Below are 25919 nucleotides of genomic sequence, written 5' to 3'. Positions count from 1 at the left end.
CAGGGCTTTCAACGCCTTCAACGGATCCGCGCGGCACCGAAACCCTCTACGACAAGGACAGGCAAACGGGATCCACCGCTTGGGCCAAGCGCCTGCAGGACGCCACGCTGGCCACGTTGGGGACGCAGGACAGGGCGCCTCAAGGAATGCGATTCCGGCGATCGCGGATACGACAGCGTCTCGGCGTTGAATATTCCTTCGGCGCTGATCGAACCTTCGGCGACAACCCGGCCGACGCCCAAAAAGGCCTGAGCAACAAGGACGCCGTGGAGGAAGCAATCGCCCGGACCGCCGCTACTCTGCTCGGCGTCGTCTGATACACGAACCACGGCGACAGGCAGTCTGCGAGGCGGCTGGTGATTGCTCGGGAGAGGATAACGCCTGCGGCCGCGCACCCCTCCAGGTCCGATCGGAAGCGTGCGGCGAAGAGTCGGCCTGTGCCCGCCTCTGCGCCTTTGATCCGTCAGTGGACGCCCCCTGCAAGGTTGCCCCAGAGCGCCGCCCGACGACCTGTCGCGCTTGAGACCGCTCATCAACGAGCCGGGCATCTTCTGCGGCAACGATCTATCTCGTGAACACGCTCGCACCGAAAGGCTCGCCACCGCCTGCCGTGGCGAGAAGCGGCTCAGCCGCTTCGCATTGGCGAGCCAGCAGGCCACATTGCAATGTTAGCGCATTTGTTGGCTCCGGCGGGCAGGGCCTTGGAGCCAGTCGCTTCACGCCTCGAACTGCCGGGTCGGCTGTCGCAAATATAAAGACTACCAAACAAAATCAATCGTTTGCCGTAATGGACGGAAACTAGGCTAGCCGCCGAGCGGTTCCACACCTGCCGCGGCTACCGTAGCGTCGATCCAGTCGCGAAACCGCTGGGGCTGCACATAGATTCCGCCGTCCCCGCAGCCCACCGATGCACCGCGGGTTGCTCTGCTAGTAAGCCCGGCGAGTTTGAAGTTCCCGCCCACCGGGATGTATATGGGTCCTCCGCTGTCGCCGTTGCAGCTGTCCTTCCCCAGCATCTTGCGCCCGGCGACAAACTCATAATTCGGGTGAAAGCCCAGCATCTCCGGCAGTTGCCCCAAGTCCTCGTCCGGCATTCGCGCCATGATGGCCGGCAGGTCGACGGTCACCCGGCGCTTCGTGCCCAGACCGAGCGGCCGCACTGGATCATTGTAGCCGAAGCCGACAATATCAAATGACGACGCGGCGCCTATCTCTTCGGGCTTTGCAAAAACCGCGGGCGGCGTCAGCGCCGGCGCATCCAGGATCAGCACCGTGATGTCGTTTTCGTTGCGCGGATGCGCGCGATAGTCCGGATGGACGACGGCTTTCCGCACGGCTATGACCCGTGCGTCGGCGCTGAGATAAGGGAGCACCGTGGTGCCGCCCGCCATAATGCGGTTGATCGCGCCACCGCAATGCGCGGCAGTCAGGACGACCCGCGGCGCGACGAGCACGCCCGTGCAGGCCCAATCCGGCGTGCCGATGCAAACGCAATGCAAGAAGGCGCCCGGCGGTACCAGCCCTCCGCCTACGACACGCTTATTCGCCTCGGCGCTTTCCGGCAGGCGTTCACCGCGGGCCACCTGGCCCTCTTGGGTGATCGCTCTGGCGAACCTAAGGACGCGGTCTCGCATAGCCTCCGGCGCGGCAGCAACCAGAGCCTCGATCTGTGTATTGCCTGCGGCGCCTTCTGCGGTCGTCACGCCGCGCGGCCCGCCGACACCGCGCGGCGTCCGCGCCACCGGCGTCGCAGCAACGCTGTCGGCCAGTCGCACCAAGTCGGTGCTCAGCGCGGCGATCGCAACCTGGGCATCGAACGGGTTGCGGCCACAGCATGTTGCAGATAGCGGCGCCGCAGCGGCGTTGCGCGTTCCGGCTATCCCTCGCGCTGCCCTCTGCCCCCGCGCCCGGCGCTCGTTCCCCGACCAAGTGATATCGCTCGCCGCTCCAATTATGGGCCATGCGTCCCCCGCGGCGACACTCCTGAGGCGCACCCGAGCCGCCGCCAGTTCGTCGACCTCTTTCAGCATCCCAAAATCAAGGCCGGTCCAGGTTTCAATCGCCGCCATCGTCACTTGATGTAGCTTGAGATCGAGCAGCCGCTGTCCATGCATGTCGTTCCATGCTTCGCTCTGCTTGATCGCAAAGGCGACCGCGGAAAGGTCATCGCCGCCCGCCTCGGCATCGCGCAGCACGATGACCTTCCAGAAGGCTGCAGGCAACCGCGCCGGCGGTGATACCGCCCGCAGTTCCGGCGGCAGGTCGGCCAGGGTCGGATCGCTATCGGTGAAAACCGGTCCGGTGAACACACATAGCCGGTAGGAAAAGTCCGTCGCTCGTTCGAGCACCCAGTCCTCGATCGCCTTCCACTCGTCCTGATTGAAGTTTTTGTGCTGGGGACTTGCATTGCTATAAAAATACGTCGCCTTGTTCGCAGCCCGCGCCTCCGCGACGGTCCCCCACAGCACGTCCTCGCGGCGCACCAGATGGCCCTTGTCGATCTGGTTATGATCGTAGGTTTCTCGGCCCAGCTGATGCTCTCCCACCCGCTCATCCATTATCCAGGTCAGGCCGCCGCCAATCTGCACCTTGCGCGACGCATCGATATTGTTGGCAGTCAGCATGGCGGTGCGCCGCCCACGATCCATTACCAGCGAGTAGTGCGTATAGTCGAATACCTGTCCGTCCCCCACCGCCCTTGCGCGTGCAGCGTCCCCAAGCGCCGGCATGGGAACGCGGAAGCCGTCCCCAAGAAATCCTGGATCGTAGGGAATGACCAATTCTGGCTGTGCCATGGCTCAATCCTTCAGAGTTCGATGTTGTATTTCGATGCCTGGCTTTCGAGTTTGTCGGCAAGACCGCCGACCGCCCTCTCGACCGTGGCCGGGGGCAGTCCCAGCGTCCTTGCCAACGAGGTCAGGTCGGCGGCGCTCGATTGCGTCTCGCTGCCCTGCACTTTCTTGCTTGCCGCAATGCGTGCGAGACGATCCTGCCGCTCTTCGTCGTCTGCCACCGGGTGGAGCACTTTTGCCACTGCCGCCTCGGCCGGGGTCACGGACGGCTGGTTTACGCTTTCAATTTCTTCCTGCGAAGGACGGCTTGCGTGACGGAACCATTCGCGCAGTTCCTGATGGGCCAGCATGTCGGCAATCATCCGGCACTGCGTCCCGAACTCCTTACCTGTGTTCACCGTCCGCGCCGCCACCGAACGGGGCCCCGGATCCACGTGCTCGGTCACCGAAGGCTCAAGCCGCGCAGTCGTCCATGCAATCCACAAACGGGATGACCAGAGCCGGGCGGCGATGCGTTCGCTGAGCGAATGCGCGGGAATTAGTTCCGGGCGCTCCCTCGCAGCGTCGAGCAGTACGGCCCAGCTTGCCGCAAGGAGCGGCGGAAATGTGACCGGCGGTTCCTCGTCGAGCGACCAGCCGTGGCGCCTCCGGACGCGCTGCCGCAGCGCTGCGACATCGGGATGCCCGACCTCAGCGCCGCCGGTCAACTGCGTGAGCCTTTCCAGCAAAAGCTCCTGGAACCGCAGGTCATCGTCCTCGCCGCGATCACAAAGGTGGGCCGCGAGGATACCGAGCATCGGGTTTAGCCGTTTTTGCTCAGCCAAATCGTCGATCAGTTGCTCGAAGTCCTGTCCGTACAAGGCCCGCCCGCCGCTCAAGGCCGCCAGAGCCGCCTCCTCGTATCGGATCACCGCCGGGTCGACAATACCCGGTCCGTGGATAGGCCGCATTCGCACCCGCAGCCGCTCAAGGTCGATGCTCATGCCCCCGCACTGAGACAATGGCGCCTCCACTTCCAGACGGTACTCGGGACAGATCGTCAGGGGCAATTCGAACTGGCGCCCGTCGGGTTCGCTTAGCTGTAATCGCCAATACCCTGGCGCGACCGCAAATTGCCAGCTGTGCTTATGGTCTGGCGTCAGGTCGTCGGCAACAGGCGTCTCACTGTCGGCCGCAATCAGTGCTGCAGTGATGTGGGGCGTGGCGGCCACGGCCGGATCGTGGGCGATCCCGGTCAACGCCACCACGAGCGTGGCGTCGTTGCGCGGCTGCGGCCCGGGTGCGGTCAGCACCACCGCCGTCGCTCCCCGGCCGTGCGCCGTCGTCGTCTGTCTCACCGTGACGTCGGTATCTTCCGATCGTGCGATGACAGGGTGGTTCTCCCATCCCTCGACACACTCAAAGCCGACCTCATATAGGCCCGGCACGACATCGACGGTAATGCTGCCGGTGTTTGCCGTTTTCCCTGTCGGCAACGTCAGCGCAACCGGTTCGAAGCGCGCGTCCAGTACCCGGATTTCGGTGAAGGCATCGGCCGCCTGTATATTGAGTGTTACGCGCTTCTGGGTCGGAGAGGCTTCAGACGACGACATTTATCCCTCCCTCGCGGACCGGCACTGCCTGCGACCCGGTGATCACCCCTGTCGCATCGATGCCATCGAACAACCACAGGCCCGGCTTGAGCCTCACTATGGCCGGCGCGGGCCGTGCTGCGACGAAAACACTAAAATCGACGCCATCGCGCACTTGAAACCGCGTTGCGCCGTTGCGCAGTGAGACATTGACCGGCACACCTTGAGAGACACCAAAAACCATGGGGGTTGGCACCAACGGATCGCCGTCGTCGAATTCGATGCGACACCCGCTAACGGCCGCCTCGATGAAGCGCTTGAGCGAACTGGACGTAATTTCTCCGTTTTCGGCGGCCGCGGTCGTTAGCCCACGCAACAACACGTTGGTCAGCACACCTTGCCAACTCGCAGAAACGGTCTCCGGCGTGAACGGATCTGGCAACTGTCTTTCGGCGGTCGTCGCGTTCCAGGCTGCGGCATGGATGTGCAAAAACGGACGGCGAGCGAGCGTGACGTCTCCATAGGAAGGCAGGTAACAAAGGAGTTCAGCCGGTCCCGATACCTCGGCGCAACAGTCCATTACGAGCATCACTTCCTTGAACAGACCAGTCAGCCGCATGCTGTCTGCCGCGACATCACCGAGCAACCCGCGAAGGAGGTTAGGACGGGCATCCGCCATGACGAGAGCGCATTCACGCTGGTTCGGCGGCGGCCGCGACAATCCGTGTCCTGCGAAGAACAGATAAAGCCGCCGGCCTCCCGGCCAGTTGTTGTTGGCGCGGTCGAAATACGTAACTAAAATGTCTTCGATTTGACTGCGCAGCGGCTCCGGTGGATGCTGGCCAGTCGAGACAACCAAGTTGACATTGGCGGGATTGAGGCCGCCGAACTTCGGATCGACGAGCCAACGGCAAAACAGGTTGCAGTCGTTCACCGCACCTTGCAGCTTGGGGATCCCCGGCACGTAGTGGTCGATGCCGACCACGATTGCATGATCGTCGGGCTGGCGATGGGGTGGGGCAGTTGCGGGTAAAGGGACGAGTGGCATCGGGGTTTCTCGGTAAAGACGGGTCGCGCCGCCAAGCTTAACAACAAGGGTTCAACGCACCGGGCAGATAAACACGCCCCGCCCGTGCGGCAGATTGGACACGCGGCAGATCCAGCACACCGTTGTGTTCACGTCGCCGCCACCATCACGTCGAGGACCCGCCATGTCCCCAACATGCAAAGGTCATCCTGTCCCGAACACGCCCGCGGCAAGTCCAGCCAATGCCAGGTAGGCGATGGACGCAATCAGTGCCAGTAGCGTAGGGCTGGCCTTGGAAAGGGCCTCGACCAGGTCTTTGAGCGCGGTGAAGAAGCCTGTGACATTTGGCGCCGCCGCCCGCTCCGGACTGGCGGGTGCTTTGAACTGCAGAATAATCTGGGCAGCGGCGGTCGTCAGATACAAGACGAAGGAGCTAACGGAGAACCACAGTGCACATTCTGCAATTGTCTCTTTCATGGTTCGCTCCTAACGTTTGAAAACTTCTTCGGCAGGTTCGGTTCGAACGGACGGCTGCGCAGCCCGAATGGACGGCTCGCTTCGGGTGATTGGCTGGACCTCGAAGGGATCCGTCGGAAAGGCAAACATCGGCACGTCGGTCGTGCTGCCTACCATGCTTTCGTAATCGGCCTTCACCCAGGCCCGGAAGTTCTCGATCCCTTTTGCCAATTGCAGCGAATAGTCGAGCGGCTGCGTGCCCTGCACGGAAGACGACGATCCCAGATTCATGAAGTAGCGACCTATCTGTCCGTCGTTCGAAGCGTCCTGCGGTATTGCAGGCAACATCATAAGTGCGCTTCGCGCGGCAAGGCTTCCCTTCGGGATGGCGCGTCCCCAATCGAGCGCTTGCCCGTGACAGGCGATGCACGATGATCTCGGATTGTCGACCGGTCCGTTGAGCCGGCCGAACAGGCCCAGATTATGCCGCGGCAGATGGAAGAACATTTCGGCCACCTGCGGATTGACCCATGATTCCGTCGCGATTTTTCCCATTTGCTCGTATTGGAATGCGGTCAGCGCGGGGTCACCGCCCCAAGTCAGGCCGACAGGCGCCAGTCTCTCATAGGGCGTGTTGCCGGGGATGCCGGCGTCATAAATGAATGTGCCGAAAAACCAGCCGGAGCCCCCAGGGATGCGGCTGTCCTTCACGGCGACGTCGACCTGCAGCAGCCGCATCGTTGCCACCTCGCCAGCATCTCCAATGGCGGCATCCCACTCCAGGGAACCGGCCAGATAAGGCACTTCGGATGGCGTCGCCTGTGTGAAGAGCAGCTTGATCGCATAGGCTCCGTCCGGAAACGCAAAATCCTTGGTTTTCGGGAACGCGGGATCCTGCCACACCTCGGCCAGCCTTCTGCACGCTGCAGCGTTGTAAATGCCGACAGCCCAGTTCACGCGCCACTCTGCTTGCAATGCATGAAGCTCGCGTGCGCGTGATCGGCGCTCCGACGTCATGCCGCGCAGGCGTTCCCGCGCGTCCTGGAACCAAGGAGCGTGACACCAACCATTTGATTGGTCGTCCTCGATGCGCCAGTCGATCTTCTGATTGTCCTTGATGCCATATGCCAACAGGGATTTTAGGAAAGCCGACGGATCCTTGAGGGGGTTGATCTCCTGCCAGGGGTACTTTCTCTCAGGCTTTTGCTGCAAGGACGGCAGCTTGATGACGAACTCGCGTTCATTCGCACCGTCCTTCAGGGGCCTCGTGCTTGAGCACTCGAGCTTGATACGCGCTGCCTCAGTGAACGGCATCCCTTCTGGCGTCTCGCATCGCCGCCCATCGGCAAATTGTGCAGGGCTCGTCGACAAAAAGACCGCCAGAAACATGCAGACCAGGGAGAAAAGGAGCGCGCGGTTTGCCATCGCCATACCCTCACCAAGACACGTTCAACGATTATTTTTCGCGACCAAATCAATCGCTGCAATATAGTCATCGATGTCGCTGTCCTCGAAACCCTCGTGCAGATCGAGGATTATGCCGCTCGCGACAGCTTCTTCCGTTCCGGGCAGCGACACCGACTTGTAGTCATAAGACCGGCCGGCGACGACCTCAGCTGGCCACACTCCCGGGAAAAACGACTTCTGCAAGAAGTAGTGACTGCGATAGATCGGTTCCCGGACATAGGCGCCCCGAGCCGGAATCCCTTCCCGCGCGAGCCCGCGGACAAATGCGTCGCGGCTGCACGAAATGATCCGTGGATCGATACGGAAAAGGTAGAAGAAGTAGCTACACTCGGCACCAGGCGGCTTCTGTTGCGGAATAATCCCTCGGATCTTACTCAGTTCACCGTTCAAGCGATCGCCGAGCGCCCTGCGCTTACGTATGATACCATCCAACTTAGGCAGTTGGGCCGCGGCCATTGCGCCGTCAAGTTCGCTCATGCGGTAGTTCGGCGCCAGAGCCTGCAACCGAACGTTCCGACCGTAGCGGTCGTAAAACTTGTCGGCGTAGTTGTGGGCGAGAAAATAGTCATAATCCGTGTGAGTCAGCACGAAACCACCTTCGCCGGAAGTGATGTGCTTTTGATCATTCAGGCTGTAACACCCGTACTGCCCGAACAACCCGACGGATTTCCCTCTGTAGGTGGCACCTAGCGCCTGAGCGCAATCCTCTATGAGGGCCAATCCCGCTCGCGAGCAAATGCTTGCGATGTCCTCGATTTCCATTGGGCAACCCGTTAGATGGACCGCGACCACGCCGCGCGTCCGATCGGTGATTGCCGCTGTGATATGTTCAGGCCTGGGCATAGCAGTGTCGGGATCGACATCGGCGAACACCGGGATCAGGTTCTGGTAAAGGATGGCGTTGATGGTGCCAATGTCGGTAATCGGTGTCGTGATCACCTCGGAACCAGCCGGCATCCTGGCGGCCGCGATAGCCACATGAAGACTGGCAGTTCCGGACGAGGTGGCGACCGCACGGTGTGCGCCGAATTTCTCGGCGTACTTGGTCATCGTGCTCGCGACGATCGATTCCTTTTGCCAATACCAGAGTTCATTCTTGGAAAGGGCCGCCGTCAGCGCTTCAATTTCTGCCGGGCCGAAGCGAGGCGGCCGCTTGGGAAATTCAGTTGTCCGAACAGGCAAGGCAGTTCTCCCCCATGACACGCGAACTAAACTTCTCCTGCAGTAAATCTCACCCATGAACAAAGAAGAAGGGGAGCCACTTGGGCTTGGATGCCTCCCGCAACGATTTCACGATGATTTCACGGAGCGCCCCGAGATCGCCTGGCAGCAATCACTCCGGCACGACCTATGATTGCCGGCGTCGGAGTCCCAATCACGTCGGGATAGGGTGAAGCTCGTTTCACAACCGTGTCCATGATGGGCAGGCGACGCAACGTATTCACCGGATAGGACGAATCCAGGAGAGCTATGGACGTAAAGCCGGGTTCCTGCTGACGCAGGGAGGCCACCGAAAGGTTCAGGCGCGGCGTATCGTCCCGGTGCAGAAGCAGGGCGACCTCGTAGCGCCTCGTCGAGACGAAATCCGGGCGAAAGCGCAAGGCCATTCTTGCATGCAGCAACGCCTGGTCATACTCAGCAAGCGCGACCGCGGCCATGCAGGCGAAATGCTCGAAATAGAACTGGAACGGACCATTCCTGCTGAGGTCCAGCGCACGAAGGGCCGCCCGGTATCCCTCCTCTAGTTTACCATTGGTGCTCAGGGCATTGGACAGCAGGGCCCAGCCAAGTGGTTCGGTAGGATCACGAGTGACGCCGCGCTGGGCCATCACGAGCGGCGTGCGCAGACTTCCCTGATGAATATACTCGATCTGCGAGCTGATCGTGTGCACGATGGCGTCATCAGGGGAATGGCGTAGTGCTTCGATGGCGAAGTCGGTGACGGTCGCCGAACCGTCCAGGAACGACATCGAGCGGTGTTGGAAAAATGCGGCATTGCGCAGGAACCCACGCCACGCCAAGTAGCGGCCGCGCGCCTCGATTTCAAAGGCCCGCTGGAACAGGCGATCGGCATTGATCAGGCTGGCCTTGTCGAGCTGAAAGAACAAGTTTCTCGCCTCGCGCGCCAACGCAAGCGCGCAGGCGTTGCTCCCCTCGATCGACGCTTGGTCGACGAACGCGTCCACAACATGATCGACTGTACTGAGCGCAAGTCTATCCAGCTCAACGGATTCGTGCATTGCGCCGATTGCGCCGGGCACGCTCGCACTGTCTGACCAGAGCCGCCGGCCGCTCTGGATTTCGCAAGATAGGAAGACATCGTCTTTGACGGCAACGGAGAGCACCCGGATGAGGAGCATCGCCTGCGGTTGGCCACCGGGCACATCGAGATCATTGGCGCCGTCATCTGCGCCCGCGCTCATGATCTCGAGATCGTCAATTTGCCGCAAGGCGCTCAATATGCGGTTTTGCAACAGTCGTGCGCCCACGTCTGCGGCCGGCGCCCCGCGCGCATCACTGCGCACCAGAACTATCCTCTTCCGCCGGGCCGCCGTCCTGCGCTGTTGGGTCCATCTTACGAGAACATCGCCGCGCACCGCTCGGATGGCCAACTCGAAGGCCCGGTCATGCACCGCAACATCTTCGAAGGCTTGCGGCGCGCTGCCGGGCTGTTCACCATCGGATGGCTCGTAGACGATTTGAAAGTACGCAGGGTCCAGGCTAACTGCATGCCGGGATGCTATCAGCATCTGGCGATGCGGACCCAGCGCGCGGCGTATCTCGCTGAGGGCGGCGCGCAGGCTACCCGCTGCCTGTTCAGGTGCCCGGTCGCTCCATAGGCGTTGCTGCAGCCACGCCCTGGTGCGTGTGTAGCCCGGCGCGGTCGCCAACAGCGCAACCGCCCCCCGCGCCTTGCTGCCCTGCGGCGCAAGATCGCGACCTTCTTCGTCGAGAAGGGTCAGCCTTCCCAAGGCATGCAGTTTCAGCATGGCCCCCTCGCGGATTATTTAGCCCCCACTAAAACATACAGTAGTTTTTTGCGTTCGGCTACCCGATAAAGTTGCCCCTTGCTACCCCTTTAGGCGTTTCTACATGCGACTTGATTGCGCCGGATCAGCGCTGGCAATCCGGCAATGTCTTCAGCCGCGCCGAAAGAATTCACGTTGTTTTCACGGATGTTTTTTTTCTGCTGTTCTAGGATGGCTCTCGGATTTCCCCCGCCGGTCTTCAGAAACCGCCATGGCGGCGGACGGCCCGATTAAAGCGAGTTTTTCCAGATGGAGGATAGCCATGGACAATCCTTTAACAGCGACGAAAGCCGAACCGCCCGCTCGCGTGCGCCGATCCGCGGCATCCGCCAATCCGCTCGGCATCATCGTCGACCTGCTGCCGCCGGGGTTCCCCACCCGTCCCGGCACGAGGATCCGGCCGACCACGCTGACCATCCATAATACGGACAATGCCAGTCCCGGCGCCGATGCGCAGGCGCACAACCGCTACATCCGCAGCCGCGACGCCGTCACCCGCAGGGTATCGTGGCATTTCACCGTGGACGACAACTACATTTACCAGCATCTTCCCATCAACGAGGCGGGATGGCACGCTCATGCCGCCGCCAATGCGTCCAGCATCGGCATCGAAATCTGCATGCATCGCGGCATGAACGAGGCGGCCGCTTACGACCGCGCCGCACGGCTGTGCGCCTTTCTCGGCATGCAGTTGGGTATAGCGATGCCGGCAGGACTGCGCCAGCATCACGACTGGACAGGAAAAAACTGCCCCAGTGTGCTGCGAGGGCGCCCGGATGGTTGGCGGATGTTCCAGGCTCGGGTGGCGACGTATATCGGGGGATCGCGTCGGCAGGCCACGCCAGGTGTCAGCTTCGCCGCAGCGGCCAGAGCCGCCGCCGGCGAGCAGCCGCTTGAGGCTGACGACGAGTTCGCGTCCATCGATCGCCATTTCGCCGCACATGCCGATGCCGTCGCGCCGGCCGCCGAGCAGGCGTTGCCTATCCCGACCGGCGATCCAATCGCCTTTGCCACCTCGACCGCTGCTACAACCTATTGGCCCGTCGTCACCCGCCATTCGCGCGCGCTCGAAGTCAATACGCGTCTTGTCGGCGGCGACGCTTCTGGCGCCAACCCATCTCGCCGCTTCCTTGCCGATCGCAGCGGCGGCGCGCGCTATCACTGCGCAATAGACCTCTATTGCTCGGAAGGCGATGCCGTCGTTGCGGTGGAGGATGGCAAGATCGTCAATTTCTACCACTTCTACCAGAACACCTATGCGCTGCTGGTCCAGCACGATGGATACGTCATCAATTACGGGGAGGTGGCGCCCAACTCGCTTTCGGCGCTCGGCCTTCGCATCGGCGATCGCGTAAACGCGGGACAGCGGATCGGCACGATCGGCCGACTGAACATGCTGCATTTCGAAACCTATTCGAGCGGCACGACCAAAAATTACTCATGGCCGAAAACCAACCCGCGTCCCAGCAGGCTGCGCAATCCCAGCCAGCTTCTTCTCGACCTCGCCGCCTCCGCGGTGCGGCTCGATCCCGATCAGGTCGTCATGCCCAGGATTGCCGATCTTCGCGAGGGTGTGCGGACGATCAGTATGCCGCCGATTGCCTTCACACCCGCTTCCCTGCCGGCGATGGACGGGAAGGATTGGCATACGTTCGGAGAGGGAATACGGGAATGGCGGTACGACGATCGCGGGCTTGCAATCCGCGAAAACGGCGAAATCACGCAGCAGCGTTGGGAGGAAAGCCTCGATACGATGCACAAGATGATGGAGTATATGGGAGTCCCCCTGCTCGCCGCCAGCGCCAAGCACGGCATACCGCCTGCGCTGCTCATGATGACGGTCGCGACCGAGACCCACATCTACAAGAACTCCAAATTCACCGGCCCGAAAACTTTCCGCTGGGAAGCGCATGTCGAGAACGATGACGTCGATCCGCCGACACTGGGAGATTATTCGGCCGGTCCCATGCAATCGCTCGGCACGACGGCACGCTGGGTTATGCGCTCGAAAGGCGAGCAGTACGGTCTTGACTACGACCCGTTTGGTGTGGCGCCGGTTTATCCGGCCAAGCCCGATCCCAAACCCGCGCATCACCCGCTTTACGATTTTGCAACCAATCTCGACCTTGGCGCGGCGGAAATCCGAATCCGCCTGCACAAAAGCAGCCTCGATCCGATCCTTGTAGCGGCGGCATTCAATGCCGGCGGGCTTTATGGCAGCGCGCACAGCCGATGGGGGCTGCGCGCCCATGGCGATCATCTCGACCGCGCCGGCAAATGGTACGGCGATGCGTGCGCGTACCTGATCGAGATTGGGGTCGTCTAAAGCATGATCCCGAATGGTACAGACTTTTCGCACCGAGACACAATGAGATAGAGCGGCTTGGCCGAGCCATTTCCGATCGGATTTCGCTCCAGCACAATTTCCGGCCGGGTGGCGGAGCGGGTACCGGTTCATCGCGATCGGCCTCCGCTCGTGCGACGGACGATAGCGAGCAACGGAGGCAGCTATGAAGGTGAGTGCCAGTATCGCCATCTCGATCGCCGCCTTCTGCGGAGTGGCGGCCGCGCCGGTCGGATCGCCCGCCAATGTGAAGCGTTACAGCGGCATTTGCGAGCCGTCAGCCGGCGCGCTCATCGACGCAAAGAGGTTCGCGGTGGCCAGTGACGAGTCGAACGTGATCAGGATTTATGAGCGTGGAATGCCCGCGATTGCAGCTTCCGTGGACCTCAAGACGTTTACCGGGTACGGGAAGTCGGATATCGAAGGCGCGGCCGTGCGCGGCGACATCGTCTACTGGAGCGCTTCCCAGTCTCAAGCTCTTCCGGCAGCGACAGAAAGCGAAAAGTGATCTTCGCGACTCGGATTTTGGAAAGCAATGGCGGCGCGATGTTGGAGCCGATGGGAGTCGTGCGTGAGGATCTCAAGCCGCACCTCGTCGAGCTTTCAGGATCATCCGATGAGAGCATCAACGTTGAGGGGCTTGCTGTCACGCCTGATGGCGGCCTGATGTTCGGGTTCCGCAATCTCGTGGGCAACAAGGCGGCAGTGGTGACGCTAAAAAACGTCGACTTCGTGCTCGCGGCGGAAAACAACGCGCCTGAATTCGGCGATACGGCGATGCTCGACCTGGGTGGGCGCGGCATTCGCAGTATCGAGCGAATTGGGGAGCGCTATTTGATCGTCGCCGGCAAGCCGAGTGACGCGGCGGGTGTGGACTACGCGCTCTACTGGTGGGATGGCAAACCCAGAAGCGAGCCGAGTGCCTTGGAGACGCAGCCAAACCTCACCGGCCTCGATCCGGAAGTGGCCATGGGGCTCCAGGACGGGGCCATCCTCCAGATTATCAGCGATGACGGCGACCGTTGTCCCGATGTAGAGGAAGAAGATCCTCCATCCAATGAACGCGCCTTCTCGAGCGTTGACGTTCGACTCTGAGTGGAAGGGAAACAGCACTGGTTTTCAAGGCGGATGGCCGTCCACTGGGCATGTGCATGACGCCGCCGGCAGACTTTGGAGGTCTATCAATAGGCTGATTGTCGACAATAAGAGCTGACATGGAGATATATCATGCGCTACTCACTCAAGTCGTGGTCACGAACCGGCTGCAGGGCATGCATGTGTCAGGTTCCCCCATCGCCTGGCCTCTTGGCACAACTTCGAGCCAGATACCTCGCTCTTAAGTCGGACCATCGTCTGCCTGCCGAGATGACGTTTGAGCAATACTACAACGTGTGGCGATCGAGCCGGCGAGGTAGTCGTTACATTGGGCTCGATGACGGCGCGACAACGACAGGCCCTGCAAACCCAAACGCATCCCTGATCGACCGGCCGCCTCGACAGCTCAGGGGAGAGGTCCGGACCCTCGTATTGCTCGTCGACTTCCCCGACCGACCCCACGCAGCTGACCGGAGCCCAAGCTTTTTCGAGCACATGCTCTTTAGCGTATCGAGTTTCCCGACCGGCAGCATGCGCGACTATTTCCGCCAGATTAGCGGGTGGGACGATAACGGCCGTGGCATCGATGTGACGGGCACCGTCCACGGATGGTTTCGCCTTCCGCACCCTCTGGCCTTTTATGCCGACGATAGCTCGGGCATGGATGGCACGTTTCCCCGCAACGCGCAGGGGATGGCGCGCGATGCCGTTCAGGCGGCGAAGGATTCAGGTGTCGATTTCTCCGGCTACGATGTTTTTGATGAAAACAGCGTAACCGCACTTTTCATCATTCATGCCGGCGGCGGCGCCGAGAATAGCGGCGATCGCAGCGACATATGGAGCCATAAATGGGTCATTCCGGATGACGGTATCGCAGTTGGGCCTGATCTCAAGGCAACGACCTATCTGACAGTGCCGGAGGACTGCCGGGTAGGCGTTTGCGCTCACGAATGGGGGCATCTGGCGGCGCGTTGGGCGGACTACTACGACACCGGTAGATCGAGCAATTTCCGGTCCAACGGACTCGGAGATTATTGCCTGATGGCATCAGGGTCCTGGGGCGATGGGGGCCTCACGCCCACCTATCCGAACGGCATGCTCCGCATGTTTCATGGCTGGATCGATCCCGTCGTCGTGCAGGCGGACCAGGCCGGCATCCAGCTGAAACCGGCGGCGGAAGGAGGCGCGGTTGTAGTCATCCACAATCCCGCCACGATGACGGAAGACCAATATATCGTCGTGGAGTACCGCCGCCGCAGACGTCAGGATGCATTCCTGCCGGATGAGGGAATAGCTGTCTACGTTGTCGACGAAGCGATCGCCAACGTGAACGAAGAGCAACATCTCGCGATCGAACTAATCCAAGCCGATAATCAGCGCGACCTCGCGAAGATGTTTGGCGGCGGCAATCGCGGAGACGCGAACGACCTTTATCCCTACGCGAACGATCACGGGGCGATCAATCGCACACTTGGGCAAGCCACACGGCCGCCGCTCAACCTGCCGGACAACAGCTGGACAGGCGTTACCATCGAGGTGCGCGGGAATGCCGGTGATCCCGAGATGGCACTCGATGTCTCTTTTTTGGGAGCGCAGCTGGTCGCAGAGGCGGTCAACGCGACGGTCGAGCCGACTCCCGCCCAACTGGTCAGGAAGGCCGAAAAACAACAACGCAGACAAAAAGCAAAGGCGCGGACGTAGAGGTGATTAGGCACGCTTTTTCGGTAGCGCCTAGTAGCACACGGTCGTTGAAATGGCTCACTTGCCTTGACGTAGGCGACCGTCTCGGCGCTGCCCAGCTCGTCATCCCATTCATTGCAAAAAGCGTCCAAAAGCGCATCTCCCAGTAGCGCGTGTGCGAAACCGCTTAGTTAGATTGCACGCGCGTGAATTTGGTTGGGGCCTTGCTGCAATAGGTGATGAATCTCAATGCGGGTGGCAGCCGAAGGGGAAGACACATGGCTCTGCTGGCAATGATCTTGTTATGCATGTTCGTCCTAATCAATGTTGTGGGGACGTGGTACTTTGTACGGGCCACTAGCGTGGATCCACGATTTCCGATGCCTGCTATTACCGGAAATGTCGAACGCTTCTGGTTCATCGTAGACTGGCTCTCCCTTTTGCTTGTGCCAAGCCTCCTCAGCGGGGCCGCCGCGGTCGCCGCTCAGAACCCAGACGCGACAGGTTTCCGCAATTTCCTCTACGGATGGCTGCTTGGCCGCATAGTGGCTCCGGTCATCGCGCCTGAGGAAGACGACTCGATTGACGAGATCGGGCTCCTCGGATATCTCGCGCACCGCTACCAAGAATTCGGGCGATCTCTGTTCATGGCGCCGTTCATGCAGATCCTTGTGCTTGTCGCCGCGGCATGGGTGATGGACTGGATCCTGTGGGGAATCGGTATGCGCGAAATACTGCAAGAGTCCTTCGATTACCTGCTTCCAGTGGCGGGTATTCCGATCATGGTTCAGGGCATGACCAATCCACCAACTTTAACGCCAATGCCTGCAGCAGGCTTGATGGCATTCGCACTCATCTTAAACATCAGACTGGCGCCGATCGGGCTGGCCCGAACGAACTATGTGATTGGGAAAACCCTTGTTGCTTTGGTCGCCGGCACGTGTTTGCTCGGACGCACCCAACTCTTCTCAGGGGTGGAATACAGCGCATGGCCGGACTTAAAGTGGTTTGAGCTTACCCTTGGTTTGGTCGCCCTTGCGGTCGGAACAATTCCGCCGTTGACGATTGCGTTCTTCCAGCGGAGGGGATCAGGCTCCCGGGCTAAGCCGCAGCGTCCGTAAGCGGATCGATGGTGATACTCGGCTGCAAGCCGCTATCCACCACGTGGCGATGTTGCGGTTTTAGTTTTCTTGTTCCGGGTTGTTTGGATTTGACCATTGTATCCGGGCGGGAGATGTCCAGAACGACAACCGATACCTTGTCTTCCAATGTCGAGGGAAGGTCGGCCCGGAGCATCGCCTCCAATTCCTTTGCGCCGGCTGGCGGTTTCTTGTCCTCGTCCGTCCAGATACGGCGGCGCTCGACGCCCGTCAGAATCTCAACCCGCCCCATAAGTTCACCCTTGGTTACGTCGCCAACTACGGAATTAGCGACGTAACTTCAGCGCACTGGGCAAATTCTCAAAGGCTGCTTCACCGGACGCTTACGTCTGAACCAGCCAAGCCGCATCAACTGCGCAATGCCCCGTGCGTCCTTCTTGTCGGTCTTTACCGACATCGTCTTAAAGGCTGCACGCACGTGGCGCGTCTCGATCAGCTTGACGGAAAGACCTGCTTTCACCATCCCGGCATGGAGCCACTGCGACAAAGGGCTGGCCCCCAGACCAATTCGCTCCATCGCCACGCCGTGCACGCCGAACCAGGCGATCAGCGCATCGGGTTCGCTGAAGGATCTTTACTTCCCGCACAATGCGTCCGTCCGCATCCACCACGCACACACTGTAAGCGGTGTGCCGCTAACACCTGGGTGGGTGGGATAACTCCAGCAACCATACCAATCCCGGACATTAATTGGAGTACATCCGATACAACGCGAGAGCGATGAGCATGACTACGGACGCGACAACGGCGCGTTCCGCCCAGCGCATAAACATCGATTTCGAGGGGTTGCCCGATACCAAATTGCGCAAGAGGTCTCCAAGGAACTGAAGCAAACTGTCCATTTCTTGGGACCTCGCCTTGTAGCCGACTCGCAATGGGGTAAACCCCTCATGCGATAAGACTTCATGAAGAGGTGGCTGAATATATCTTGTTAAGTATCGGTAGCGTACCATGATGTTGGGCGTAGATGTTCATCCACGTTCTCTCCACCTTACTCAGATCGTCGCATTCTAGCCAAGAAAACCAAACTGCCAGCCCGTTGTTAGTGGCGTTTACCTTCTCCGGATTGTCTAAGTGCTGCCCCATTCGGCGCTTGAGATTCTTGGTGAGGCCGACGTAAAGGACATTCCCATCAAACGACGTCAGCACGTAGCAACCGCTGCCGTCTGGAATGAAGCGCAATCTGCTGCGACGAAACGCTTCTTTCTTCGTTGGCCGGGGAACCAATTCGCCAATATTCATATCTGAATCGTTTCAGCCATAGAAGATTTGTTCAGTGCCTTGGCCATTTCGTTCGACACCAGGCGAAGCGCCCCAGAGTTCAATCGGCCAGCCTGGCCACCCGTGTGCCACCATTCGGGGTGCCCCACTCCGGCATATTCTCCTTCGACGTTGTCGAAGCAGGACTGCAGCAGGGTTTCCATGGTCTCCACCCGGTAGTTGCCGCTGGTTTGCAGCTTCATGAAGAACGGAACTGAGAATTGGCAGAACAGCTCCACACCACCGTACTTGTACAGAGTTTCTGAGTTGCCGTCGTCGAGGACGGAAGAAATCGCTTTCCAATAATTCAAAAATATTCTTTTTTCTTTGTCGAAGTCCATTATCGCTGAGATCGGATTATTTGCGGTTAGCACATACTTTAGAATTGATTTCGCGAAGCTGCTCTGGTTGATCCGTCCGGGCCCAGCGTCGTCGTTCGCCTTACGAATCTTGTCGTACCAAGGGGAGTCTGGCTGATCATTGAGAAAGTCTACATATCTTATAGCTCTCTCAACTTCTCCTTTTTCCACTGTATTGAGGATCCATCGCGGCAAACTCGGGATGTCCTCAACATCCAACGCTTCGGTCAATCTCGCCACAATTCGTTGCTCGACCGACTTATCGACGCTCTTTTGCGTCGAGTTGACGATCAGGAAGTGGCACATCTGATGCAGCGTCGGAAGATTGATTGCCACGTTAACCGGCACTTCGAAATCAAGGACGCGCGAATCCTTCTCGGAGGCAACCTTCAATCCCTCGAGCCGATGTTGTCCGTCGACGACATTGAACGGCCCGACCTTGGCGACATCAATGGTAATGGTATTTCCATTTTCGTCGAACGGGGTCTTGTCCGTCGCAAGAAATACCGATGTGGGTAGGAACGCGTCCCGCGCGTCCTGGCCTTTCACAACGTAGTCCGCGAGTTTTCTCGCGCGACTCTTGTTTAGGAGCCTTTGGTATCCCTTGTCGTCTGTGTCAGACGGGTCAAGCGTCTCGACAGTATAGAACCCGGGGCGGATCAGATCTCTAACCTTGAGGGCAGTCGCATACAACGTCAAATCACCCTGACGAACACGAGCTGCGGGAATGGTAATGGTAGTTGACATAGGCACCTCAGATTTTGGTAAGTTTCTGACGGGAACAGAATTATTTGAAATAAGCGGCGGGCCGACTATTCCTAAGGACGCCGATATAAACTGCATTGCGTAATCCACGGTATTCAGTTCGTACAGACGAATTTCCTTGTCGTGCTGCCAGCCATTTTTCCGGGCATGTTCGATGTGCCGAACTCGCCGCTCGGGATCTGGAATACGTCTGTCGAAGAAACGGACAAGCACGCAACCCTTCTGCACTTTCACTTCCGCGAAGATGCGATCGATGAGGTAAACTATGCGCTGCGCAGGTGTTGCGCGTTCGACTATTCGCGGGTCAAGACCCCTAATTGCAGCCCTTAGTCCAAGTAGGACCGGCCGGATATGAGGTTCGGTGTATGCAATATGATCATCAATTAAATCCATTGGTGCACGGCATTGCCGCCTCCAGTAATGCGGGAGGGATTTGTGTCGGCAATTCCAAAATTTCGCTGCGAACCCCGTCGCAGTCGGTTGACCTAGTTTGCGTCCGCCAAACGCTTACGACAAACAGCCAGATCGACCAAATGCCAGCGGGTTCCGCTTAGTCGCTTGAATGTTCCCTTCCCCTCGCGAGAGTTGAGCAGAAAATCCACCTTTAGTCGAGCACGTTAGATGACACCCCACCGTTACGGTTAACCGAAGCACCGTGTTGAAAGGCGCGCAGCATGCCGCTTTGAACTACTGGCATTCAGCACCTCCATGACCGTGCGCCATCACGCGCAGTAGCGCGCCAACGATTGGCATATGAATCCATAGCTGGTCGCACCTTCGGCCCGAGACCGCAGCTACGGCGTCGCTGTAAAGCCCGAGCTGAGGGGCGTGCAGGAGGGCGTGCCCCTCCCAATGATCCATGCGGCCGGGGAAGCTCTTATGGTCGACAATGGCCGAGCCATGGCCGTAGTCGACGAGCAAGTCGATCCTGCCTTGAACGAGCTGATCACCGAACCGGGCCGTCACGGGGGCTTCGTGCAACATATTGCCATTGGGCCAACGGGTTCGGAGCCAGGCAGAAAGCCTGTCGGACGCGGTCAATGCATCGACCGCGGCGAACCCCTTGACCCCCCAACGCGCGAGCGTCGCGTCGGCGTCCTCCAGCCGCTGTGCTGGGTCCCGGTTGACATCATCGTACGCGATGATGGCGTGCAAGGCTTCGCCGACCGCCGCCATGTCTGCGACCCCATCGATCGGCAATCGCCCACCGAGGCTCACGCGTTCCACAACCCTCCAATTACCCCCTTCGGCTTGGCTGGGGCGCAAGTACAGCGGCGGCCGTTCCACGGGAGCGCTTCGCGGGCGGACAAAAGACGGTTGCGGGTAGCGTTCCTCTGGTGCTTCCTTCGCTGCAAGGGGCCGGACATCCGCAACAAAGGTTTGGTCACCCACGCCCAACGGATTGTCGTCCGCCGCTGGCGGAACGACGTGTGGAGCGGCATCAGGCTCGTCCAGCAATTTCAGCCAGTTCAAAGTCCCTTTGGCAGGCGGTGCAAGTACAAGGTAATCGCGAGCGCGGGTTACCCCCACATACAGGAGCCGGATGTCTTCATGCACGGCGCGGCGCGAGGCAGACTGGCCGAGTTCGCAAGCGAACGCAGCGACTTCGAGGGCGCAGTCTTTACCAGATTGGCCATAAGGCCATGGCCAGAAACGAATCCAGCGCCGTTCGAGAGGTGCCCGCCTGTCGAGCGCGCCATCGACCTCCGCGATCGGCTCGAACAGCCGTGCCCGTGGTTCCCACGCAAGCCCCGTCAGGACGGTCATGGGCCATTCCAGGCCCTTTGCGCCATGATAGGTTATGACCTGGATTGCATCTTTGGCGAGGCTCGGCGGTCGCTTTGGATCAGCGCCATCGAGACTGAGAAGCAAGCCTTGCAGCGTCGCCGGTGCGCCGGACGCGGCGCATTCGCCTTCATAGTCGGCGGCAAAGCCGCGAAGCGCCTCGAGGTCGTCGAAACGGATCGCCGGGTCGCCCCATTGCTCGATCTGCTCCATCAGCGCCGGCAGGACGAGCACTGAGTCTATCAGTTCGACGGGCGTAAGATTGAGTGTGCGCTCGCGGAGTCGCTCAAGCTCGTCCGCGACGGGAACTCTTGCGCGCAGCGCCGCAGCCGAGTCTTCGGCGGCGGCTGCATGCAACCAGTCATCCGATTCCGGATCGCCACCGAAAAACCGGGCGAGTTCTGCGAGCGCCAGCCGGTCAGTTGCGTCTGCCACCAAACGGCAAGCTGCGAGCACAAGTTCGACATGGGGGGTGCGCACGAGTCCGGAACGCTCTACCGCCACTGGCAAGCCAGCTCGACTCAGTGCCCGAGCGGTACCAATCGGGCGGTTACAAGAGCTCGAGGGGTCAGGGATTTAAGAACTCGCGCCGCCATGGTGCTAAAGATGATATGCACAGCGAGTGGCAAAATCCAGTTGAGCTATCCACGACCGGAGGACCTCTCGCAATCCTATTCATGATCGTTTGGCTGACTTCCTCGCTTCCTCGTACATGACGGGGTCAAAGACGTGCGTTTGCAGCCGGCGGAACGCCCAATCTTCCGATCTAAAGGCCGCCTTGAACGGAATCGAACCTGCGGCCGCTTCGCTGTGGATTACACCACTGAAAACACTGGTTTTGTTTGCTAGTAACTCCGCCTGACGCCAAGCTCTAACAATCTCAGTAGATGTCGCGTGACAGGGAACATCGGCAATACCAATGGGCAAAGTATCTAGGGCGTGGAAGGTTCACGAGTGAAAGATCATGACGATCGTGGCGCCGTAGGCGGTTCAGGTGGCTCCTCTGTTGCAGGCTTCGACTATCAGGTTGCGGTGTCAATCTGGTTGGCGCTTGATCTCATGGTTGCATCGAAACTGACAAGTGAGATGACACTTGAGCACGTTAGCGAGGAGGATTTAGAGGCTGACCTGGAAGAGATTGATCGTGAGGAGTCCGAACCAGAGAAGGTAACGACAGCCGTACCGATGAGGAACTACCGCCTAATTGTTCAGGCGAAGCGTCGCACGACCAATGCTTGGACGGAGAAGGTCTTTATCAATCTTCTGGAGCACGGCAAGAAACGGAAGTCCGCGATCAAGCGCTTGGAAGAGGATCCGTCAGCTCGATATCTTTTGGTGACCAGCGCGGCGGCGAATTCACCCGTCAACAAACTGACGGTGCGCCGGCCAGGTCATTGGCCGATCGCATCAAAAATGCCGACGAAGGTGGCAAAAGCCACCAAAGCGACGATCGGCGGGCGCGTGGCGATAGTGGCCAGTGAAGATGACGAGCGCCTGGAAATGGACATCCGAGAGCTTCTGATTCGACGGTTTGGTGTTCCATTCGACTTGTGGGAGACGTGCCTGGACGTATTGAAGGGCGCGGCGTGGGATCGCGTCCGTGGGAAGAATGACGGCCGCTGGACCCGGGAAGAGGTCGAGGAAATCATCAGCAACCATGAGGGTTACATCCTCCGATCGAGCGATCAGGATTTATATGTCCCGCCAACCAATTTTGGAGATCTCAAGCAGGCAATCAAAAACCGCCATGCGTTGATTATAGTCGGGCAATCGGGAAGCGGGAAGACGTCGGCATCGGAGGCGCTCTGGCACGCGCTGAGAAAGGACATTCCCGGGCTTCGGCGGGTCCATGTAACCAAGGGACCAGACCAGCTGAGGACCGACATGACGAGGCCGCCGGTCCTTTATGACATCGAAGATCCTTGGGGCAAGTTTCGCTTTGAGCCGGACTCCCGTCCTTGGAACGAACAGCTTGAAAGCGAATTTCGCAGCGCTCGCCACGATCGACTTTTCATCGCAACAAGCCGCATCGACGTCGCAGCGGGGAGTGGCGCGCTAGGCGAAATCGCGAGGTGGCGGGTTGATCTCGATGCGGAGCATTACGGGAAATCAGAGCGGAAAGAAATTTTCCGGAAACTGCTCGCACTTGAGCCGCATGATGATCTACGAACCTTCGCTCATAGCAGTGAAAAAACTGTGCTTTCCGAATTAACCCTTCCATTGGAAATACGGAAGTTCTTTGACGCGCTCCAGGACGCGGATCGAGAGGAAATCGTCAAGTCTCCCGATCGTTCGGTGCACCAATTAATCGCCAAGGCTCACAGCAAGTCGATCGAGAAGACCGTCGTCAACCAGATCGAGCACCGAAAGGCGGTCAAAGCCGCCGCAATTATCTGGGCGTTGATCAAACCCCTTGGACGCCTCTCCGCCGACGTTTTGAGAATGCTGGAAGATCCCCTTGCAGAGGCTGACGAGGATCTTGAAGGCAAACTGGATGAACTGGTTGGCACCTTCGTGGTGGCACGGAACTTGCGACAGGCGGCCGATGGGTCACTGAGTTACTATCACGGCAAAGTCGAAGCTGGCTTTGAAACTGCGCTCAACAATCACCCGCAGCCAGTGAGGCTGGCACTCAAGGCGCTGGTAGAAATTTTGCTCGGATCTGAGGAGCTTTCCGAGGGCGACTGGGGTATTGAGACAGCCGTTGAGATCATGCGTCTCGCCGGGCAACGGCTGAAGAGCGGAAAACCTCGCATTGGAAATAGTCACCAAGCTCGGATCGATGCTTGGTTGGAACACGGCATGGCCGATCTCGCCGAGCGCGCGCTCAACGCACGCCTGGATCTTGCCGCGTCGGTGGGGTCTTCCCGTTCAAACCTTTCCGAGTTGGGGCGGTGGCTGAAGCATAGACGAGACCACACGTTCAAGTCTCTGTTGGCTTGGAAGGAGCCCGATCGCGACGGCGCTTGGTATGCTCGCATGCGAAGCGATCCGCACGTCAAGGCAGTTCTCGAACAGTTCATCCGAACAACTTTGCCCAGCGACAACGTTCATTTTCCAGAATCATTTCACATCACAGTGCGGAAATTGGCGGGGGACCTCACTGAAGCCTTCACCGACGCAGCCACACGATCTATCTATTTTGGTGTCATTACGAACGACGATACGATTGCCGCTGGCGCTCTGGAGAATCTAAGCGCATTCGAGTCGGTCGTTGATGGCGCCGTTCGCGCTTACTCCACGACAGATGAGGAACGACAGCGCAGCGAGGAAAATCATCTTCTTATAGTCAACGAGGAGATTTCGGAGGACTATGCCGAACATCTTCAAGACAATGACGATGGTTACACCGCGGACAAATATCTCAAGGCGTATGTCGAGGCGGTGCGAGCTGGGCCAAGCTTTACTCATTTTCTCTCCCATCGCCATCTGGAAGCACTGCGGCCACGTTGGCTCCGATCTATGGTGGGGGAGGACGCGCAGAAGCCTACCGCCCAGGAACTTGAGGCGGCCTACATTTCTTCGTACGGTTCCGGAGATGAAGGCGAGTTTTGGGCCGCACTCGATGCATCTTGGATGCCGTCATTCGCTGAGAGGCTTGAACGCCGGCTGAAGGACAGCCATCCCGATCCCTCGGTTCGTTCTGCGGCACTCCGGGTCGCGCTCCGACATTGGCCCCAGGCCATCTCAAGCGTGATAGCGGGGCTTCCTGGTCGAAACGATCCGAGAAGTGCCGTTGAGCTGGCGATCGACCTTGCCAATGTAAGCGCATTGACGGGCTCAAGACGAGGTACTCTTCCCGCGGATGCAAAGGCGCAGATTGCCGCGTTGCCCGAGGTTCTACGCCAGATCGGCATCAGTGCCTCTGCAATCCAGCACGATGACGTTCCTTTTCTTGGGCAAGACGGCGTCGAGTTTCTACTGCGCATCGAGGATGCTCCGGACGACGTGCGCCGGCTGCGCCTCGAGCTCGCGCTTCGAGCACATATTGATGTCCGACAGGACGTCGAACTCTTCATCATGGAAGGGAGATCGCTCGATGACGCGCTCCTTGCGATAAAAATCGCCATTGCGCGTGGCATGGCCGACGTTGTCAGCGGCGCCCTTCGGCACAGATATGCAAAGGTAGCTGCAGAGGCTCTTACTGCGGTTGTCGCTCCAATGGCCGGTCCGCTGCCAAAAGAGATCCTGTCACTCGGAGAGCGCAAATCGAGTCCTACCAGAAAAGCACTACTTGTCGAGCTTCAGGCAAAGCCGCATGTTGACCACCTAGAAGCTTTGATGACCCTGGTCCGGGACGATTGGTCGAAGTACTCACCTCGTGGTTCTGATGACGGCAACTATCCGATCGCACGGGGGGCAGTGGATCTCATCCTCGACCTTCCATCGCTTGATGATCAGACTGTTTCCGAACTGATCGATCTGGCGAAATCGACGGAAGACCGGATCCTTGCACGAAAGTGCTTGGGATCTGCGCTTAGGCATGGGAGCGACGCACGTCGAGCTGAGGTTTTCCAGATGTCGCAGAAGGGAAAGCGGCTGGCCGTGGGAGAAGCTGCGAGCGGTGCTCTCCTAAACCAGGTTGAATACCTCTCCGATGAACTGGTCTCGCGGATAACACCTGAATCTCTGATATCACTTCCTGCCTCGATCGCCGACAGTCTTGTCATCGTTGTTGGCATGCGTGGAACGACCGAGGCTATAGATAAAATCGCGACAGCGTTGTGCGCCGACCAAGACCGCCGACTATTCCTGGCGTTGTTGGCTAGGGTTCTGAGAGAGCGAGATCCGGAGTATGCGGAGAGGATTGCAAGCCTTCTACCAAGTCGCCATCCGGCTCGGCATTGGGCTGCCGGTTCGAATGACGAAGTGTCCGGCGACGCATTGATAGATCTAGGAGACGCCGCAACGGTGAAAGAAGTCCTACACTGGATAACTTTTACGAGAGGCGCCGAATAGTTATCCGCAGCCGCGTCGGGGCTAGTCTAGTTCAAGCACCGATCTGTCGTGCGTTGGCGAAGCATCCTCACAATCACTTGCAACGAATTGTTGCATGTGATTGTTTGCTCATCGCCGTGAGCAGTGTATCCATTGTGCGAGAGATCAACAACGAAGCCACCATGGGTGGC

19 protein-coding genes and 1 pseudogene are annotated in these 25919 nt (G+C 59.4%); 7 read left to right on the top strand and 13 right to left on the bottom strand.

The features are described from left to right. Positions 1 to 146: 146 nt before the first annotated feature. Positions 147 to 317 (top strand): hypothetical protein, encoded by a 171-nt coding sequence (locus FKV68_RS22375; protein WP_180942162.1) that lies wholly within the window; start codon positions 147 to 149, stop codon positions 315 to 317. Between the two features lie 486 nt (positions 318 to 803). On the opposite strand, the gene FKV68_RS22370 is transcribed toward FKV68_RS22375, so the two are convergent. The 8 genes from FKV68_RS22370 to FKV68_RS33555 form a co-directional block, all read right to left on the bottom strand. Beyond that, positions 804 to 2729 (bottom strand): DNA/RNA non-specific endonuclease, encoded by a 1926-nt coding sequence (locus FKV68_RS22370; RefSeq protein ID WP_269808465.1) that lies wholly within the window; start codon positions 2727 to 2729, stop codon positions 804 to 806. 77 nt (positions 2730 to 2806) lie between these two features. After that, entirely contained in the window at positions 2807 to 4384 is a 1578-nt protein-coding gene (locus tag FKV68_RS22365) for a hypothetical protein (protein WP_180942160.1), read from the bottom strand. After that, on the bottom strand, positions 4371 to 5348 hold the full coding sequence (locus FKV68_RS22360; protein WP_180942159.1) for a caspase family protein: 978 nt from the start codon (positions 5346 to 5348) through the stop codon (positions 4371 to 4373). The genes FKV68_RS22365 and FKV68_RS22360 overlap by 14 nt, the downstream gene beginning before the upstream one ends. Positions 5349 to 5594: 246 nt before the next feature. Next, entirely contained in the window at positions 5595 to 5867 is a 273-nt protein-coding gene (locus tag FKV68_RS22355) for a hypothetical protein (protein WP_180942158.1), read from the bottom strand. 9 nt (positions 5868 to 5876) lie between these two features. Beyond that, positions 5877 to 7235 (bottom strand): hypothetical protein, encoded by a 1359-nt coding sequence (locus FKV68_RS22350; RefSeq protein ID WP_180942157.1) that lies wholly within the window; start codon positions 7233 to 7235, stop codon positions 5877 to 5879. A gap of 60 nt (positions 7236 to 7295) precedes the next feature. After that, positions 7296 to 8495 carry a DegT/DnrJ/EryC1/StrS family aminotransferase gene (locus tag FKV68_RS22345; protein ID WP_180942156.1) on the bottom strand — a complete coding sequence of 400 codons (1200 nt, stop codon included), beginning with the start codon at positions 8493 to 8495 and terminating at the stop codon, positions 7296 to 7298. A gap of 119 nt (positions 8496 to 8614) precedes the next feature. Then, complete coding sequence (locus FKV68_RS22340; protein ID WP_180942155.1) at positions 8615 to 10303, bottom strand: AfsR/SARP family transcriptional regulator; 1689 nt, start codon at positions 10301 to 10303, stop codon at positions 8615 to 8617. Between the two features lie 180 nt (positions 10304 to 10483). Next, complete coding sequence (locus FKV68_RS33555) at positions 10484 to 10606, bottom strand: hypothetical protein (protein ID WP_269808461.1); 123 nt, start codon at positions 10604 to 10606, stop codon at positions 10484 to 10486. Between FKV68_RS33555 and FKV68_RS22335 the strand changes: the two genes are divergently transcribed. The 5 genes from FKV68_RS22335 (at position 10605) to FKV68_RS22315 (ending at position 16582) form a co-directional block, all read left to right on the top strand. Continuing rightward, positions 10605 to 12668 (top strand): N-acetylmuramoyl-L-alanine amidase, encoded by a 2064-nt coding sequence (locus tag FKV68_RS22335; RefSeq protein WP_180942154.1) that lies wholly within the window; start codon positions 10605 to 10607, stop codon positions 12666 to 12668. The two genes, FKV68_RS33555 and FKV68_RS22335, sit on opposite strands and share 2 nt — an antisense overlap. Before the next feature lie 184 nt (positions 12669 to 12852). Next, complete coding sequence (locus FKV68_RS22330; protein WP_180942153.1) at positions 12853 to 13194, top strand: hypothetical protein; 342 nt, start codon at positions 12853 to 12855, stop codon at positions 13192 to 13194. Next, positions 13191 to 13781, top strand: coding sequence for a DUF3616 domain-containing protein (locus FKV68_RS22325; protein ID WP_180942152.1), 591 nt, complete (start codon positions 13191 to 13193; stop codon positions 13779 to 13781). Before FKV68_RS22330 ends, FKV68_RS22325 begins: the two co-directional genes overlap by 4 nt. A gap of 132 nt (positions 13782 to 13913) precedes the next feature. Beyond that, positions 13914 to 15482 (top strand): M6 family metalloprotease domain-containing protein, encoded by a 1569-nt coding sequence (locus FKV68_RS22320; protein ID WP_180942151.1) that lies wholly within the window; start codon positions 13914 to 13916, stop codon positions 15480 to 15482. A 257-nt stretch (positions 15483 to 15739) separates the two neighbouring features. Next, positions 15740 to 16582, top strand: coding sequence for a hypothetical protein (locus tag FKV68_RS22315; RefSeq protein WP_180942150.1), 843 nt, complete (start codon positions 15740 to 15742; stop codon positions 16580 to 16582). On the opposite strand, the gene FKV68_RS22310 is transcribed toward FKV68_RS22315, so the two are convergent. The 5 genes and pseudogenes from FKV68_RS22310 to FKV68_RS22290 form a co-directional block, all read right to left on the bottom strand. Next, entirely contained in the window at positions 16563 to 16853 is a 291-nt protein-coding gene (locus FKV68_RS22310) for a hypothetical protein (RefSeq protein ID WP_180942149.1), read from the bottom strand. The two genes, FKV68_RS22315 and FKV68_RS22310, sit on opposite strands and share 20 nt — an antisense overlap. A gap of 96 nt (positions 16854 to 16949) precedes the next feature. Then, a pseudogene (locus FKV68_RS22305) lies at positions 16950 to 17238 on the bottom strand (IS110 family transposase); the annotation flags it as partial. 286 nt (positions 17239 to 17524) lie between these two features. Next, complete coding sequence (locus FKV68_RS22300) at positions 17525 to 17863, bottom strand: GIY-YIG nuclease family protein (protein ID WP_180942148.1); 339 nt, start codon at positions 17861 to 17863, stop codon at positions 17525 to 17527. Continuing rightward, positions 17860 to 19218, bottom strand: a complete 1359-nt coding sequence (locus tag FKV68_RS22295; protein WP_180942147.1) for a DGQHR domain-containing protein — start codon at positions 19216 to 19218, stop codon at positions 17860 to 17862. Before FKV68_RS22295 ends, FKV68_RS22300 begins: the two co-directional genes overlap by 4 nt. A gap of 474 nt (positions 19219 to 19692) precedes the next feature. Beyond that, positions 19693 to 21225: a 3'-5' exonuclease gene (locus FKV68_RS22290; RefSeq protein ID WP_246452677.1), complete on the bottom strand. Its 1533-nt coding sequence runs from the start codon at positions 21223 to 21225 to the stop codon at positions 19693 to 19695. A 519-nt stretch (positions 21226 to 21744) separates the two neighbouring features. On the opposite strand from FKV68_RS22290, the gene FKV68_RS22285 reads away from it, so the two are divergent. Next, complete coding sequence (locus FKV68_RS22285; RefSeq protein WP_180942146.1) at positions 21745 to 25749, top strand: nSTAND3 domain-containing NTPase; 4005 nt, start codon at positions 21745 to 21747, stop codon at positions 25747 to 25749. Positions 25750 to 25919: the final 170 nt, after the last annotated feature.

The organism is Sinorhizobium mexicanum, from assembly GCF_013488225.1.
Lineage (GTDB): Bacteria > Pseudomonadota > Alphaproteobacteria > Rhizobiales > Rhizobiaceae > Sinorhizobium > Sinorhizobium mexicanum.
The sequence above is the reverse complement of the archived record's forward strand: the minus strand, read 5'-3'. Positions and strand labels throughout refer to the sequence as shown.